13 protein-coding genes and 1 other RNA gene are annotated in these 15,245 nt (G+C 62.6%); 9 read left to right on the top strand and 5 right to left on the bottom strand.

Features of this window, described 5'->3' with window-relative positions; all coding sequences use genetic code 11:
* Positions 1-12 precede the first annotated feature (12 nt).
* The 4 genes from galT (at position 13) to gpmA (ending at position 4,142) form a co-directional block, all read left to right on the top strand.
* On the top strand, positions 13-1,062 hold the full coding sequence (galT, locus tag HA46_RS17005; RefSeq protein WP_084885592.1) for a galactose-1-phosphate uridylyltransferase: 1,050 nt from the start codon (positions 13-15) through the stop codon (positions 1,060-1,062).
* Positions 1,056-2,201 carry a galactokinase gene (gene galK / locus HA46_RS17010; RefSeq protein WP_033789052.1) on the top strand — a complete coding sequence of 382 codons (1,146 nt, stop codon included), beginning with the start codon at positions 1,056-1,058 and terminating at the stop codon, positions 2,199-2,201. The genes galT and galK overlap by 7 nt, the downstream gene beginning before the upstream one ends.
* On the top strand, positions 2,195-3,229 hold the full coding sequence (galM, locus tag HA46_RS17015) for a galactose-1-epimerase (protein WP_084885595.1): 1,035 nt from the start codon (positions 2,195-2,197) through the stop codon (positions 3,227-3,229). Before galK ends, galM begins: the two co-directional genes overlap by 7 nt.
* Positions 3,230-3,389: 160 nt before the next feature.
* Positions 3,390-4,142 (top strand): 2,3-diphosphoglycerate-dependent phosphoglycerate mutase, encoded by a 753-nt coding sequence (gene gpmA, locus HA46_RS17020; RefSeq protein WP_033751646.1) that lies wholly within the window; start codon positions 3,390-3,392, stop codon positions 4,140-4,142.
* 204 nt (positions 4,143-4,346) lie between these two features.
* Here gpmA and aroG read toward each other — a convergent pair whose 3' ends face one another.
* The gene (gene aroG / locus HA46_RS17025; protein ID WP_084885598.1) at positions 4,347-5,399 is read right to left on the bottom strand and encodes a 3-deoxy-7-phosphoheptulonate synthase AroG; all 1,053 of its coding nucleotides are present in this window, start codon (positions 5,397-5,399) and stop codon (positions 4,347-4,349) included.
* A gap of 288 nt (positions 5,400-5,687) precedes the next feature.
* Here aroG and HA46_RS17030 point away from each other — a divergent pair, with 288 nt between their 5' ends.
* The 4 genes from HA46_RS17030 (at position 5,688) to zitB (ending at position 10,704) form a co-directional block, all read left to right on the top strand.
* Positions 5,688-6,044 (top strand): YbgS-like family protein, encoded by a 357-nt coding sequence (locus tag HA46_RS17030; protein WP_033789047.1) that lies wholly within the window; start codon positions 5,688-5,690, stop codon positions 6,042-6,044.
* An 88-nt stretch (positions 6,045-6,132) separates the two neighbouring features.
* Entirely contained in the window at positions 6,133-6,714 is a 582-nt protein-coding gene (locus HA46_RS17035) for a response regulator transcription factor (RefSeq protein ID WP_084885601.1), read from the top strand.
* A complete protein-coding gene (locus tag HA46_RS17040; RefSeq protein ID WP_084885604.1) occupies positions 6,696-9,755 on the top strand; it encodes a hybrid sensor histidine kinase/response regulator in 3,060 nt (1,019 codons plus the stop codon). Before HA46_RS17035 ends, HA46_RS17040 begins: the two co-directional genes overlap by 19 nt.
* Positions 9,745-10,704 (top strand): CDF family zinc transporter ZitB, encoded by a 960-nt coding sequence (gene zitB, locus HA46_RS17045; RefSeq protein ID WP_033789042.1) that lies wholly within the window; start codon positions 9,745-9,747, stop codon positions 10,702-10,704. Before HA46_RS17040 ends, zitB begins: the two co-directional genes overlap by 11 nt.
* On the opposite strand, the gene pnuC is transcribed toward zitB, so the two are convergent.
* The 3 genes from pnuC to HA46_RS17060 all read right to left on the bottom strand — a co-directional run bounded on the left by pnuC (position 10,698) and on the right by HA46_RS17060 (position 13,150).
* Positions 10,698-11,420 (bottom strand): nicotinamide riboside transporter PnuC, encoded by a 723-nt coding sequence (gene pnuC, locus HA46_RS17050; protein ID WP_033789040.1) that lies wholly within the window; start codon positions 11,418-11,420, stop codon positions 10,698-10,700. The genes zitB and pnuC overlap by 7 nt on opposite strands.
* A 10-nt stretch (positions 11,421-11,430) precedes the next feature.
* Positions 11,431-12,492, bottom strand: coding sequence for a quinolinate synthase NadA (nadA, locus tag HA46_RS17055; RefSeq protein ID WP_084885606.1), 1,062 nt, complete (start codon positions 12,490-12,492; stop codon positions 11,431-11,433).
* Between the two features lie 127 nt (positions 12,493-12,619).
* Entirely contained in the window at positions 12,620-13,150 is a 531-nt protein-coding gene (locus HA46_RS17060) for a methylated-DNA--[protein]-cysteine S-methyltransferase (RefSeq protein WP_033789036.1), read from the bottom strand.
* A 157-nt stretch (positions 13,151-13,307) separates the two neighbouring features.
* On the opposite strand from HA46_RS17060, the gene HA46_RS17065 reads away from it, so the two are divergent.
* On the top strand, positions 13,308-14,780 hold the full coding sequence (locus tag HA46_RS17065) for an AlkA N-terminal domain-containing protein (protein ID WP_033789034.1): 1,473 nt from the start codon (positions 13,308-13,310) through the stop codon (positions 14,778-14,780).
* 303 nt (positions 14,781-15,083) lie between these two features.
* Here the strand turns inward: HA46_RS17065 and HA46_RS17070 are convergent.
* A non-coding RNA gene (locus tag HA46_RS17070) (RtT sRNA) lies at positions 15,084-15,217 on the bottom strand.
* Between the last annotated feature and the right edge of the window lie 28 nt (positions 15,218-15,245).

A 15,245-nucleotide genomic window follows, 5' to 3' on the forward strand; every position in this document is an offset into this window, starting at 1 on the left:
CCAGGACTCAACATGGAAAAATTTAACCCGGTCGATCATCCGCATCGCCGTTACAATCCGCTGATCGATCAGTGGATTCTCGTTTCGCCTCACCGTGCCAAACGTCCCTGGCAGGGCGCGCAGGAAACCCCTTCGCAAGAGAAGCTGCCGGCGCACGATCCTGACTGTTTCCTCTGCGCGGGCAACACGCGCGTCACCGGCGACAAAAACCCTGATTATAAAGGCACTTACGTTTTCACTAACGATTTCGCCGCGCTCATGACCGATACGCCGGAAGCGCCGGAGAGCAGCGACGTGCTGATGCGCTGCGAAAGCGCGCGCGGCACCAGCCGGGTGATCTGCTTCTCGCCCGACCACAGCAAAACGCTGCCGGAAATGTCGCTGCCCGCGCTGGAAGAGGTGGTAAAAACCTGGCAGGCGCAGACTGCCGATCTCGGCCAGCACTATCCCTGGGTGCAGGTTTTTGAAAACAAGGGCGCGGCGATGGGCTGCTCCAATCCCCATCCGCACGGCCAGGTATGGGCTAACAGTTTTCTGCCTAACGAAGCGCAGCGCGAAGATGAGCATCAGCGCGCCTACTATGCCGCGCACGGCTCGCCGATGCTGATAGACTACGCCGCGCGCGAATTGAGCGACGGCAGCCGCACCGTGGTCGAGACCGAACACTGGCTGGCGGTGGTGCCCTGGTGGGCGGCCTGGCCGTTCGAGACGCTGCTGCTGCCGAAAGCCCATATCAAACGCCTCAACGATCTCTCGCCGGAGCAGAGCGCCGATCTGGCGAAAGCGCTTAAGCAGCTGACCAGCCGCTACGACAACCTGTTTCAGTGCTCTTTCCCCTACTCCATGGGCTGGCACGGCGCGCCGTTCAACGGCGAAGAAAACGATCACTGGCAGCTGCACGCGCACTTCTACCCGCCGCTGCTGCGCTCGGCGACGGTTCGCAAATTTATGGTCGGCTACGAAATGCTGGCTGAAACCCAACGCGATTTAACGGCGGAACAGGCGGCAGAACGTCTGCGCGCCGTTAGCGATATTCATTTCCGCGAGGCACAACAATGTTAAAAACCACCACGCAGCAGATTTTCAACGAGACCTTCGGCTATGCCCCGACCCATACCATTCAGGCGCCGGGCCGCGTAAACCTGATTGGCGAACATACCGATTACAATGACGGCTTCGTGCTGCCGTGCGCCATCGACTATCAGACCGTTATCGCCTGCGCGAAACGCGACGATCGTCAGGTGCGCGTCGTGGCGGTGGATTACGATAATCAGCAGGACAGCTTCTCGCTCGACGCGCCGATCCTCAGCGTGAAAGAGCCGATGTGGGCCAACTACGTGCGCGGCGTGGTGAAACACCTGCAGCAGCGCGACGCCAGCTTCGGCGGCGTTGATATGGTGATCGCCGGCGACGTGCCGCAGGGCGCGGGCCTCAGCTCGTCGGCGTCGCTGGAAGTGGCGGTTGGCACCGTGTTTCAACAGCTCTATCACCTGAAGCTCGACGGCGCGGCCATCGCCGTCAACGGTCAGGAGGCGGAGAACCAGTTCGTAGGCTGCAACTGCGGCATCATGGACCAGCTGATCTCCGCGCTGGGCAAGAAAGATCACGCCATGCTGCTCGACTGCCGCACCCTTGGCACTCGCCCGGTTTCAATGCCGAAAGATGTCGCGGTGGTGATCATCAACTCCAATTTCCGCCGCAATCTGGTGGGCAGCGAATATAACACGCGTCGCGAGCAGTGCGAAACCGGCGCGCGCTTCTTCGCCCAGCCGGCGCTGCGCGACGTGGATATCGATCAGTTCAAAGCGGTGGAGCATGAGCTGGATCCGCAGGTCGCGAAACGCGTGCGTCACGTGCTGACGGAGAACGCGCGTACCCTGGAGGCGGCCGACGCGCTGAGCAAGGGCGACCTGAAACGCATGGGCGAGCTGATGGCAGAGTCGCACGCCTCGATGCGCGACGACTTCGAAATCACCGTGCCGCCGATCGATGCGCTGGTTGAGATCGTCAAGGCGGAGATCGGCGATCGCGGCGGCGTGCGTATGACCGGTGGCGGCTTCGGCGGCTGCGTGGTAGCGCTGATGCCGTTCGATCTGGTGGATCGGGTGAAAGCGGCGGTGGCGGAACAGTATGAAGCGAAAACCGGCATTAAAGAGACCTTTTACGTTTGCACCGCCTCAGAAGGAGCGGGCCAATGCTAAGCGACGTTAATTCACACGCGCCAGACGGTCAGCCCTGGCGCATTACCGTGCTGCGCAACGCCAGCGGCATGGTTGCGACCTTTATGGACTGGGGCGCCACCTGGCTGTCGGCGCGCGTGCCGATGCGCGACGGCAGCGTGCGCGAAACCCTGCTAGGCTGCGCCACGCCGTCCGACTATCTGCATCAGGACGCCTATCTCGGCGCCACCATCGGACGTTACGCCAACCGCATCAGCAAGGCGACGCTGGCGCGGCAGGCTATTCAGCTTACGGCGAATCAGGGCGAGCATCAGCTGCACGGTGGGCCGCAGGGCTTCGACAAGCGCCGCTGGCAGATCGTCAGCCAAAGCGAGAACAGCGTGGTTTACCGGCTCGACTCGCCGGACGGCGACCAGGGCTATCCCGGCAACCTGCTGGCGCAGGTGCGCTATGAGCTGGACGACGACAACTGCCTGTCGATCAGCTATCAGGCGGAGGTCGATCGGCCCTGTCCGGTCAACCTGACCAACCACGCCTACTTTAATCTTGATGCGCATCATGGCGACGCGCGCCAGCATCGCTTACAACTGCTGGCCGAACACTATCTGCCTGTCGACAGCGACGGTATTCCCAACGCGCCGCTGAAAGCGGTGGCGGGCACCAGCTTCGATTTTCGCGCGGGCAAGATTGTGGCGCAGGATTTTCTCGCCGATGCCGACCAGCAGGCAGTGAAAGGATACGATCACGCTTTTCTGCTCGACAGCGCCGGTGACGCCAGCCAGCCAGCCGCGCATCTCTGGTCCGCCGACGGCGAACTGCAGCTGACCGTGACCACCGCCGCGCCCGCGCTGCAGTTCTATACCGGCAACTATCTGGCGGGAACGCGCGCGCGCGAACAGGAAAGCTATACTGCTTTCCAGGGCATTGCGCTGGAGAGCGAATTTTTACCCGATTCGCCGAATCATCCTGAGTGGCCACAGCCCTCATGCTGGCTGCAGCCGGGCGAGCGCTGGGAGTCGGTGACGCGCTACCGCTTCACGCCGCGCTGAGCCGCCTGAAAAACGCGCAGTGTGTCGCCGACAGGCTTACACCCTGCGCCGTTTTCCGCTATGGTATGGCGCTATCCATGTGCCGCCGGGCGCGCGCGTCGGGTTGGTTGCAGCAAGGTTTCCATTATCGTAGAAACATCAAAGAGTTAAGGAGTTAACTATGGCCGTAACTAAGCTGGTTCTGGTCCGCCACGGCGAAAGTCAGTGGAACCAGGAAAACCGCTTCACCGGATGGTATGACGTGGATCTTTCTGATAAAGGTCGCACCGAAGCCAAAGCAGCCGGTCAGCTGCTGAAAAAAGAAGGTTTCGTCTTTGATTTCGCTTACACCTCCGTGCTGAAACGCGCCATTCACACTCTGTGGAATGTTCTTGATGAGCTGGATCAGGCCTGGCTGCCGGTAGAAAAATCCTGGCGTCTGAACGAGCGTCACTACGGCGCGCTGCAGGGGCTGGATAAAGCGGAAACCGCGGCCAAATATGGCGACGACCAGGTGAAACAGTGGCGTCGCGGCTTCGCGGTTACGCCGCCGGAGCTGGATCGCAACGACGAGCGTTTCCCTGGCCACGACCCGCGCTATGCGAAGCTGAGCGCTGAGCAGCTGCCGACCACCGAGAGCCTGGCGCTGACGATCGATCGCGTTATCCCTTACTGGAACGAGAGCATTCTGCCGCGCATCAAGAGCGGCGAGAAAGTGATCATCGCCGCACACGGCAACTCGCTGCGCGCGCTGGTGAAATACCTCGACAACATGAGCGAAGATGAGATCCTTGAGCTGAACATCCCGACCGGCGTGCCGCTGGTGTATGAGTTCGACGAGAATTTCAAACCGATCAAACACTACTATCTGGGCGATGCCGACGAAATCGCAGCGAAAGCCGCCGCCGTCGCTAACCAGGGTAAAGCAAAGTAAGCGTGAGCTGAAATGCAAAAAGGCCAGACATTGTCTGGCCTTTTTTATGGCTGCGGATCGGGGCGCTGACGCGAACGGCATAAACCGATCGCAAAGACGCAAAAGACGGCATCCCTGCCAGCTCGGCACGCGCCGTCCCTGGCGCGTGACGCTTTGCTCTTCGATTTATGCCGTTCGCGTTTCCAGCATCTCCACCGCTGTTAATTAGCCGCGGCGCTGCTTCACGGCGGCAGCCAGCTGGCGCAGCACCTTGTCGGTGTCGCTCCAGCCGATGCAGGCGTCGGTAATGCTCTTGCCGTAGACCAGCGGCTCGCCGCTCTCCAGGCTCTGGTTGCCCTCGACCAGATGGCTCTCGATCATCACGCCGATAATGCCGCGCTCGCCGCCAGAAATCTGCGCCGCCACGTCATCTGCCACCTCCAGCTGCTTCTGATACTGCTTGCTGCTGTTGGCGTGGCTGAAGTCGATCATCACCTGCGGCGGCAGACCCGCCTTCTCCAGCCCGGTTTTCACCGCGCTGACGTGCTGCGCGCTGTAGTTCGGCTCTTTGCCGCCGCGCAGAATAATATGGCAGTCCGCATTGCCGCTGGTTTCGACAATCGCCGAATGACCATATTTGGTCACCGACAGGAAACAGTGCGGAGAACCGGCGGCGTTGATGGCGTCGATCGCCACCTTGATGGTGCCGTCGGTGCCGTTCTTGAAGCCGACCGGACAGGAGAGCCCTGACGCCAGCTCGCGATGCACCTGCGACTCGGTGGTGCGTGCGCCGATAGCGCCCCAGCTCATCAGGTCCGCCACATACTGCGGCGTAATCATATCGAGAAACTCGCCCGCCGCTGGCAGGCCGCTGTCGTTGATCTCCAGCAGCAGCTGGCGCGCCAGACGCAGCCCGTCGTTCAGCTGGAAGCTGCCGTCCATGTAGGGATCGTTGATCAGTCCTTTCCAGCCGACGGTGGTGCGCGGCTTTTCAAAATAGACGCGCATCACCACTTCCAGCTCGTCTTTCAGCTCGTCGCGCAGCTTCAGCAGGCGCGAAGCGTACTCTTTCGCCGCCTGCGGATCGTGAATCGAACAGGGGCCGATCACCACCAGCAGACGATCGTCCTCGCCCTGCAAAATCTGATGGATAGCGTCACGCGCGCGAGCAACGGTGCGCGCGGCATTATCGGTAGCGGGAAACTTTTCCAGCAGCGCAACGGGCGGCAACAGCTCTTTAATATCCCGAATACGTAAATCATCATTCTGGTAATTCATAAATCATTCCATTTATTCCTGGCCCAACGCGCGTCGGGCACAACCCGTCCAATTTATCCCGTTGCGTCCGGAGTGTAAATTCAGGGCGCCTCTTAAATGCATGCGTGAGATTTGCATTTATAGGGTTCTCAACTAGGCTTTTATATGTAAGCACTGAGGAACGCTTCGCTTACATTATTTATCCCTTCCGGACGACCTTTGGGTGAAATTAAATTTCGCCGGAACTTCTTTGCGTCAAACTGCACCATCGGGTTCAAAACAGCAGCTATCATTGATTACAGGAGCATAATGATGAATAAGTTTGCAATTATCTTTCTGACGGCAGCAATGACTTTAGGCAGCGGCGCGGCAATGGCCGACAATAATGGTACGGCTAACCAGGCGGCTGAAGCAGGCGCGGCGGCGGGCGGCGCGAAACAGAATCTGCCGCCGAACAACGTCGACAACAGCAAAATCAATAATACCGACACCAATACGAATCCTGCGGCTAACGGCGGCACCACCAGCGGCAGCAATATGTCCGCCAATGAGATGGACCAGAATAGCCAGTGTAAAGACGGCAAATGCCCGGATATTAACAGCAAGGTGCAAACCAAAGAGGGCGGCGGCACGGTAGACCGCAAGACCGACGGCACCTCGCAGTAATATCTTCTGGAGAGCTTCGGCTCTCCATTATTTTTCTCTGCGTTAACTTCCGCTATGCTGGGGCGATGAATTCTGTCAGGAAACGTTCATGGCCTCGCTGTTGTTAATAGACGATCACCCGCTGGTCGAAGTGGCGCTGGAAGCCGCGCTCGATCGCGCCCCCTTTCCTATCCTTTTACGTTCCGCCGCCAGCGAACAGCAGGCGCGTCAGCTGCTGACGCAGCCTACCGACATTATCGTGCTGGATATCGGCCTGCCGGACGGCGACGGGCTGGAAATCCTGCGTCGCCTCAAAATCCACTTCCCGCAGATTCCCGTGCTGATCTATTCGGCGCAGCAGGGCAGCCACTATGTGCGCAGCGCGCAGGCGCTGGGCGCGGCGGGCTACGTGGTCAAAAGCCAGCGAATGGAGCAGCTGCTGAGCGCGATCCTTGCGGTGCTGGGCGGTCAGTCCGCCTTCCCGCCTGAGGTGAACGCCTCCACCCTGCCGCTCACCAGCAAAGAGCAGCAGGTGCTGGCGCTGCTGGCAACTGGCCTCTCGAATCTGCAGATCGCCGAGCAGCTGCATATCAGCAACAAAACCGTCAGCACCCATAAAAAGAACATTCTGGAAAAAACCGGCGCGCGCTCCGTGGTGGAGCTGGCCGATCTGTGGAAAGCGCAGCAGTGAGGCGATTCCTGCTGCTGCTGTTGCTTGCTCTGACGGCTACGCTGGCCCGGGCCGAGCTGCGGCCGGTCAGCAGCCTGGATCTGCCGATGATGATGCCGGTCAGCGGCGCCGATGCGATGCAGGGCAAAACGCTGCAGGTCGGTCTGCTGGAGGAGAGCAACGCCCCCTGGACGATGCGCGTCGGCGACGAGCTCTACGGCCTTGACGCCGACGCGCTGGCCGCGCTGCATCAGCTTACCGGCGCCCGGTTCACCCTCAGGCTGTTCGCCGATCGTGCGCAGCTGATGGCGGCGCTGCAGAGCGGCCAGATCGATTTTGCGCTGGGCGCACTGCCGAACCCGCTGCCGGCGGGCGTGCTGCACAGCGAAAGCTGGTTCAGCAGTCCCTTGCGCATCTATCGCAGCCAGCGCAACGCGCGCGCCGTGATGTTCAACAGCGAGAACGCGCAGCTCGCCATTAGCCAGGTCACGCTGGCCCAGCTGCCGGCGTCGGTGGCGCAAAAGCACCGCTGGCGCACCTACAGCAACGACCTGCAGGCGATTTCGACGCTGCTTAATCAGCAAAACGACTATGTGGTGGCGGATGAGATCAGCGCCAGCTTTCTGCTCAGCCAGCTGCAGCAGGGCGAAATCTATCAGATCGCTTCGCAGCTGGATGTCGGCCAGCTGACGCTGCGCGCCTTTGCGCGCGACGCCGCGCTCATCCACTGGCTGAACCAGAGCCTGCGCCAGCTGCCCGCCGAGCTGGCAACCACCCTGCAGTCGCGCTGGAGCGCCCCGCTGCCGCGCTATCAGGATACGCAAACCCTGATGCTGAGCGCGGCAGAGCGCGCCTGGCTGAGCGCCCATCCGGTGATCTACTACGCCGCGGAGAGCGACAACGCCCCCTGGAGCTACCGTGACGGCAACGGCGCGGCGCGCGGCTACAGCGTCGATCTGCTGAACGCCATCGCGCAGAGCAGCGGCGTGCGCTTCGCGCCGCGCTGGGTCGCCGGCCCGCAGCAGGCGGACGAACTGCTGGCGCAGCGGCAGGTGATGCTGCGACTGACGCTGCCGCTCAGCGGCGACGCGGCGCAGAACGCCACGCTGCCGGTCTGGCGCGCCCTGTGGGGCATCTACAGCCGGCGCGACGCCAGCTTCAGCCGCTGGCACGATCTGGCGGGCAAGCGGGTCGGCATGCTGCGCGACGACGTCGCGACGCGGCTGCTGCCCCCCGAGGTGACCCCGCAGGTATTTGCCGATCGCGCCAGCCTGTATGAGGCGCTGGCGAACGGACAGATCGACGCGCTGGTCGATAACGTGCTGTCGGCGCGCTGGCGCATCGCCGCGCGCTACGGCGATCGGCTGCGCCTCGCCTTCGCCGCCAGCGATATCGCCTGGCCGGTAGCGCTGGGCGTCGCCGCTGACCAGCCGCTGCTGCGTCCGCTGATCAACCGCGCGCTGCAGCAAATTCCCGTCGATACCCAGCGGCAGATGCGCGACGGCTGGCTGACGCCGCCGCAGCCGGGCAATGCAATGACGATGCGCGCGCTGCCCCAGCTGGTGCTGGCCGCGGCGGGCGCGGCCATCGTCGTGCTGCTGCTGCTGCTGGCGCGCCGCTACTGGCAGCAGCGGCGCGAACGTCTCCAGCGCCAGCAGGCCGAGCGCGCCAACGCGATGAAGAGCCAGTTCCTGGCTACCGTCAGTCATGAACTGCGCACGCCGATGCAGGCGATCCTCGGCTTGCTGGAGCTGGAAAAAGCGCGCTCCGCCAACCTGTCTCTGGTCTACAGCAGCGCCCGCTCGCTGCTGACGCTGCTGAACGATCTGCAGGATCACGCGCGCATCGAGAGCAACAGCTTTACCCTCGCGCCGCGTCCGCTGGCGCTGGAGGCCTGGCTGGCGCAGCAGCAGCGCTTTTATCATCCGCTGATGCGCGCCGGCGGTCCGACGCTGATCGTCGAGGCGCTGACGCCGCTGCCGGAGCGCGTGCTGATCGACGCTGATCGGCTGCAGCAGGTCATCAACAACCTGATGACCAACGCCCTGAAGTTTACCGCTCAGGGCGAGATACGCCTGACGCTCGCCGCCGATGAACAGCTGATCTTCACCCTGCGCGACAGCGGCAGCGGCATTCCGCCGGAAGAGCAGCCCAAGCTGTTCGATCCCTGGTACCAGGCGCCGTCGGGCAAGAAGGTGTCGGTGCAGGGCAGCGGTCTCGGCCTGTTTATCTGCCGGGAGATAGTGCAGCGTATGGGCGGCGATATCGCGCTGCGCTCGCAGCCCGGCCGCGGCACCGACGTCACGGTGACGCTGCCGCTGGCGCGCTGCGAGGCCGCGCCGCAGGAGAGCGCCGTGCTGCCGCGCTACGCCGCGCTGCGCTGCGCCATCGTCGACGATCATCCGGCCAACCTGATGGTGTTGCAGCAGCAGCTGGCGCGCTTCGCCGTCGAGGCGGACTGCTTTGCCGACGGGCGCGCCCTGCTCCGCGCGGATGCCGAACGGCCCTACGATCTGCTGTTTATCGATCAGATGATGCCGCGGCCGGACGGCCAGCTGCTGCTGCGGCTGCTGCGCCGGCGCGATCGTCAGCGTCAGCGAACGGCGATGCGGGTGCTCTGTTCCGCCGACGCGCAGCTGCTCAGCCTGCCGCTACAGGCGAACGAGCGCGTGCTGATTAAGCCGGTGCAGCTCAGCGATCTCGCCGCGCTGCTGGCGCATTTCGATCAGGATCCGCTGGCGGCGCTGGATGACAACCTGCGCCAGCTGGCGCAGAGGAGCGAGAAGTTTCTGGCGCGGCTCAGCCGCACCCTGCGCGACGCGCTGAACAACGACGTGGCGCGCATCACGGCGGCGCGCGCGGCGCGCGACTGGCCGCAGCTGGCGGAAGCGGCGCACCGCATGAAGGGAAGCTGGCTGCTTATCGGTCTGGAGCAAGGCGCCGAACTCAGCCAGCGACTGTCGGATCGGGCCAAAGCGCAGCAGGACGCGCCGGACGAATGGGATTTGCTACTATTACTCACCAACAGGTTACTGATAAAACTGGACTCTTATGGCTCATAACCACGCTCACAGCGCGCCGGCGGGCAATCGCAAACGCCTCGCGGCCGCTTTCGCCGTTACGGCAATCTTTATGCTGGCGGAGGCGGTCGGCGGCTGGATCTCCGGCTCGCTGGCGCTGCTGGCCGATGCCGGGCACATGCTTACCGACGCCGCCGCGCTGCTGATGGCGCTGCTGGCGGTGCAGTTCGCCCAGCGCAAACCCAACGCCCGTCATACCTTCGGGCTGCTGCGTCTTACCACGCTGGCGGCCTTCGTCAACGCCATCGCCCTGCTGGTGATCACCGCGCTGATCGTCTGGGAGGCGCTGCGTCGCTTTTATCAGCCGCAGCCGGTGACCGGCGGTTTGATGCTCGGCATCGCGATCGCGGGCCTGCTGGCCAATATGCTGTCGTTCTGGCTGCTGCACCACGGCAGCGAAGAGAAGAATCTCAACGTGCGCGCCGCCGCGCTGCACGTTATGGGCGACCTGCTGGGTTCGGTTGGGGCGATTGTCGCCGCGCTGGTTATCCTCTATACCGGCTGGACGCCCATTGATCCGATTCTGTCGCTGCTGGTGTCGCTGCTGGTGCTGCGCAGCGCCTGGTCGCTGCTGCGCGAGAGCCTGCACGAGCTGCTGGAAGGCGCGCCGGAAGTGATTAACGTGGAGAAGCTGGCGCGCGACCTGACGCTGAATATTCCGGAAGTGCGCAATGTGCACCATGTGCACGTCTGGCAGGTTGGCGAAAAGCCTGTGGTGACGCTGCATGTGCACGTGATCCCGCCGTATGACCACGATGCGCTGCTGCAGCGTATCCACCGCTATTTGCACCAGAAGTATCAGATTGGCCACGCCACGGTGCAGATGGAGTATCAGCCGTGCGCCACGCCCGACTGCGAGCTGGGCTTCGACGGCGGCTCAGCGACGGCGCATCACCCTCATCATCACGGCGAAGAGGCGCATCATCACTGACGCGCCAGCGCGCGCGAGCCGTGCTGGCGCGCGCTCTGTATCCACATTCGCGATCCGTTAAGGGCGATCAGCGTCAGGATGACATATTCCAGCGCCATGGCGTAGACGCCCTGGCGCGCGAAAATCATCACGCTGATGACGTCGATAACCACCCACAGCAGCCAGTTCTCGACATATTTACGCGTCATCAGGATCATCGCCACGATGGAGAGCACCATCATGCTGGCGTCCCAGAACGGGAAGGCGTCGGGCTGCAGCGTCGGCATCGTCACCTGCAGGCCGAGCGCGTTCATCAGCGACACGGCGATCTGCGTCAGGAAGGCGAAGACCGGATCGATATAGCGCGTCATCAGCGCAATAGCGATAACGCAGACCGCGCCCCACCCCAGCGCCTTCGGCAGCGGCAGCCAGCGAATTTTCAGCGCCGCCTGGCGATCGTCGGTTTGTCGGCTCCAGGCGTACCAGCCATAGACGTTGGCGACGAAAAAGAAGAGCTGCAGCAGCAGGCTGGCGTAGAGCTGAATCTGGAAGAAGATGGCGGCGAACAGCGTGACGTTGATCAGGCCGAACGGATAGTTGATCACTTTCTCCAGGCTGGCGAGCCAGATGCAGAGCAGCCCCGCCAGCGTGCCGATGGCTTCAATCCACGAAAGATCGTAGCCGCCCGCGCCGATCGGGATATGGACCAGGATATTGCTTGTGCTGAAAAAATCCATCATCGGTTCCTCAGGCGTTCCCTTTTACCTTCAGTTTGAGATCCGCAGCGAAAGAGAGCATGCGGTTGAGCGGCAATAATGCCGCCTCGCGCAGCGCGGCATCAACCTCTATTTCATGCTGCTCGCCGCCCTGCTCCAGCCCTTCGGCAATCGCCTTCAGGCCGTTCATCGCCATCCACGGGCAGTGCGCGCAGCTGCGGCAGGTCGCCCCTTCGCCTGCGGTCGGCGCTTCCAGCAGCGTTTTTTCCGGCACCGCCTGCTGCATTTTGTAGAAGATGCCGCGATCGGTCGCCACGATCATCTGCGGATGCGGCAGCTGCTGCGCCGCCTGAATCAGCTGGCTGGTGGAGCCGACCGCGTCGGCAAGATCGACCACCGCCTGCGGCGATTCAGGATGCACCAGCACCGCCGCGTCGGGATAGAGCGCTTTCATACGCAGCAGCGCCTGCGTTTTGAATTCGTCATGCACGATGCAGGCGCCCTGCCAGCAGAGCACGTCCGCGCCGGTTTTCTGCGTGACGTAGCGGCCGAGATGGCGATCCGGCGCCCAGATGATTTTTTCGCCCAGGCTGTCGAGATGGTCTATCAGCTCTACCGCGATGCTGGAGGTGACCACCCAGTCGGCGCGCGCTTTGACCGCCGCCGAGGTGTTGGCGTAGACCACCACGGTGCGGTCGGGATGGGCGTCGCAGAAGGCGTTGAATGCGTCGGGGGGGCAGCCGAGATCGAGCGAGCATTCCGCCTGCAGCGTTGGCATCAGCACGGTTTTCTCCGGGCTGAGAATTTTGGCGGTTTCGCCCATAAAACGCACGCCCGCCACCAGCAGCGTCGACGCCGGATGCGCGCTGCCGAAGCGCGCCATCTCCAGCGAGTCCGCCACGCAGCCGCCGGTCTCTTCCGCCAGCGCCTGGATTTCCGGGTCGGTATAGTAATGCGCCACGATAACCGCATCGCGCTCTTTTAACAGGCGTTTGATTTTACTCAGGTAAAATTCTTTTTCGTCGCCGCTGAGGCGGGCGGGTTTCGCGGGAAAGGGCCAGGCCGCGCTCTCTGTATCGAATAAAGCACTCATCACACCGCTCTCGTTTTATCAAATGAACGAAAATCGCTAATGATGGCGAAAACTGACGTCCATTCCGCCATCGTGTTTTATATGCTAAACACGATAGCGGAAACATGCGGCGGTGTCGTGCTCTTTTTTATGCGCGCGGCGGCGAAGGCTCCTCGGCGAACAGCGGCAGCACGACCGCCTTTTGCGGCATTTCCAGATCGAGCAGAAAGGCTTTGACCTCCAGACCGCCGGCAAAACCGGTCAGTTTGCCGTTGGCGCCGATGACGCGATGGCAAGGCGCGACGATAGAGATCGGATTTCTGCCGTTCGCCGCGCCGACCGCGCGCACCGCCTGCGGATGGCCGATCTGGCGCGCGATTTCGCTGTAGCTGCGGGTTTCGCCGAAGGGGATCGCCACCAGCGCGTTCCACACTTTTTTCTGAAACTCGGTGCCGACGAAATCGAGCGGCAGCGTGAAGCAGCGGCGCTCGCCGGCAAAGTACTCCCGCAGCTGGCGCTCCGCCTCAATCAGAATCGGATGCGACTCGTCGCGCGTCTGCGGCAGAAAGCGCGCGCCGTGCGGGTCGTCGTTTTTCCAGAGTATGCCTGCGAGTCCGCGATCGCTCGCCACCAGTTTCAGTTCGCCCACCGGCGTGGAGACAAGTTTGTAGTGATACATGATGCCGTTCTCCCTGTTTGAGACATCCGCTATTGTCGCATTTTGGCCACTGCGCGCTGGCCGTTTTCGGCCATCAGACTAAACTGCTTTGCTGTCCGAAAACAGCGAGTCTGCATCAGAAAGCGGGTATAGGCTCTGTTTATTTGCAGGAGTCCCCATGTTCGATCCTGAGATTGCTTACCAGGCGCTAACCTCGCGCGATACCCGTTTTGACGGGGTGTTTTTCGTCGGAGTCACCTCGACCGGCATTTACTGTCGCCCCATCTGCCCGGTGAAAGCGCCGCAGCAGAAGAACTGTCTGTTTTTCGCCAGCGCCGAAGCGGCGGAGAAGGCCCACTTCCGCCCCTGTTTGCGCTGTCGCCCCGAGCTTGCGCCGGGCAACGCGCCGGTCGATCAGCCTCATCGCGTGGCGGACAGGCTGATTCAGCGCATCGAGGAGGGCATGCTGGAGGAGAGCGAAGGGCTGGAGGCGATTGCCGCCGAGTTTGGCGTCAGCCTGCGCCAGCTGCGCCGCATCGTGCAGCAGGAGCTCGGGGTGTCGCCGCTGGAGCTGAAACAGACGCGGCGCATGCTGCTGGCGAAGCAGCTGCTGACGGAAACGCAGCTGCCGGTGACGGATGTCGCCTACGCCAGCGGCTTTAGCAGCCTGCGCCGCTTTAACGATGTGTTTCAGGCGCGCTACCGCATGACGCCGAGCGCGCTGCGCAAGGGGGCCAGCGCCTCGACGCGCGCGCAGCCGGGCGACAGCACTACCCTGCTGATGGTCTATCGTCCGCCGTACGACTGGGAGGCGATGCTGGCTTTTTTGCAGACCCACCTGATGAAAGAGGTCGAGGCGGTGCAGGATGACGCTTACCGGCGCACCGTGGCGCTGGGCCGCTGCCGCGGCTGGGTTAGCGTGTCGCATCTGCCGCAGAAGCACGCGCTGCAGCTGACGTTTTCCACTTCACTGACGCCGGTGCTGCCGCTGCTGCTGCGCCGCCTGCGCGATCTGTTCGATCTTAACGCGCAGCCTCAGCTTATCGCCGCGCGGCTGGCGCAGGATGCGCTGCTGGCGCCGAGCCTGGCGCGCAACCCGGGATTGCGCGTGCCGGGCGCATTCGACGCCTTTGAGCTTGGCGTGCGCGCCATTATCGGTCAGCAGGTGACGGTGAAGGCCGCGACCACCGTGAGCAGCCGTTTCGCCGCCGCCTTTGGCGAGCCCTGCGTGACGCCCTTTTCCGATTTGACGCGTTACGCCGCGCTGCCAGAGCGCGTCGCCGGCCTGACGGTGGATGACGTTGCGCCGCTCGGCATCGTGAGCGCGCGTTCACGCGCCATCATCGCCTTTGCGCAGGCGTGCGCCGGAGGCTCGCTGCGCTTTAACGCCACGCAGTCGCCGGAGACGGTGATGAAGCAGCTGGTGGCGCTGCCGGGAATTGGTCCCTGGACGGCGCACTATATCGCGATGCGCGCCCTGCGCTGGCCAGACGCGTTCCCCAAGGAAGACATCGCCATTCGTAATAATCTGGGCGGCCTGAAGCCCGCCGAAGCGGAAGCGCGTTCGCAGCAGTGGCGTCCGTGGCGCAGCTACGCGGTGATGCATATCTGGGAGAATCTGGCTGTGGTAAAGCCAAAGAAAGCGACGTGAGGTATGAGATGCGACGCGGCCGCTGAAAGGTCTGTGCGCGGTGCAGAGGTAGCGGACCCGATCGCAAAGGAAACCCACCTCCCTGTGGGTCGGCCTCGCGGCTACGCACCTCATCCTTGAGGTGCGCCCGTAAACGGGCCAACGCGCTGCGTTGTTCAAAAACGCTCCCGGCGTTTTTGTCGCCGGCTCGGACGCTTTGCTTTTCGGGTCTGCAACCCCTGTACCTGTCATGCTATGGCGTGGCTGCAATAAAGGCACAGCACAAAAACAAAAAAAGCGCCCATAAGGCGCTTTTTCCTGAATTGGTGGGTCGTGCAGGATTTGCCTCGGCCCGTCCGGGCCTCGCCCTCCGGGTGATGCGTTGCATCAGCCTGAATCGCTCCCGGCGATTCAGTCGAACCTGCGCAGGTTCTCATCCTGCACGTCAGACATTTCAGCCTGCCTGAACGAAAAAAAGCGCCCAGT

This window comes from Pantoea septica, from assembly GCF_002095575.1.
In the GTDB taxonomy this organism is placed as follows: domain Bacteria; phylum Pseudomonadota; class Gammaproteobacteria; order Enterobacterales; family Enterobacteriaceae; genus Pantoea; species Pantoea septica.

What these genes read in the sequence shown, in the direction of transcription:
- galT (WP_084885592.1), top strand. Translation starts at nt 13, where the DNA reads ATGGAAAAATTTAACCCGGTCGATCATCCGCATCGCCGTTACAATCCG.
- galK (WP_033789052.1), top strand. Translation starts at nt 1,056, where the DNA reads ATGTTAAAAACCACCACGCAGCAGATTTTCAACGAGACCTTCGGCTAT.
- galM (WP_084885595.1), top strand. Translation starts at nt 2,195, where the DNA reads ATGCTAAGCGACGTTAATTCACACGCGCCAGACGGTCAGCCCTGGCGC.
- gpmA (WP_033751646.1), top strand. Translation starts at nt 3,390, where the DNA reads ATGGCCGTAACTAAGCTGGTTCTGGTCCGCCACGGCGAAAGTCAGTGG.
- aroG (WP_084885598.1), bottom strand. Translation starts at nt 5,399, where the DNA reads ATGAATTACCAGAATGATGATTTACGTATTCGGGATATTAAAGAGCTG.
- HA46_RS17030 (WP_033789047.1), top strand. Translation starts at nt 5,688, where the DNA reads ATGATGAATAAGTTTGCAATTATCTTTCTGACGGCAGCAATGACTTTA.
- HA46_RS17035 (WP_084885601.1), top strand. Translation starts at nt 6,133, where the DNA reads ATGGCCTCGCTGTTGTTAATAGACGATCACCCGCTGGTCGAAGTGGCG.
- zitB (WP_033789042.1), top strand. Translation starts at nt 9,745, where the DNA reads ATGGCTCATAACCACGCTCACAGCGCGCCGGCGGGCAATCGCAAACGC.
- pnuC (WP_033789040.1), bottom strand. Translation starts at nt 11,420, where the DNA reads ATGGATTTTTTCAGCACAAGCAATATCCTGGTCCATATCCCGATCGGC.
- nadA (WP_084885606.1), bottom strand. Translation starts at nt 12,492, where the DNA reads ATGAGTGCTTTATTCGATACAGAGAGCGCGGCCTGGCCCTTTCCCGCG.
- HA46_RS17060 (WP_033789036.1), bottom strand. Translation starts at nt 13,150, where the DNA reads ATGTATCACTACAAACTTGTCTCCACGCCGGTGGGCGAACTGAAACTG.
- HA46_RS17065 (WP_033789034.1), top strand. Translation starts at nt 13,308, where the DNA reads ATGTTCGATCCTGAGATTGCTTACCAGGCGCTAACCTCGCGCGATACC.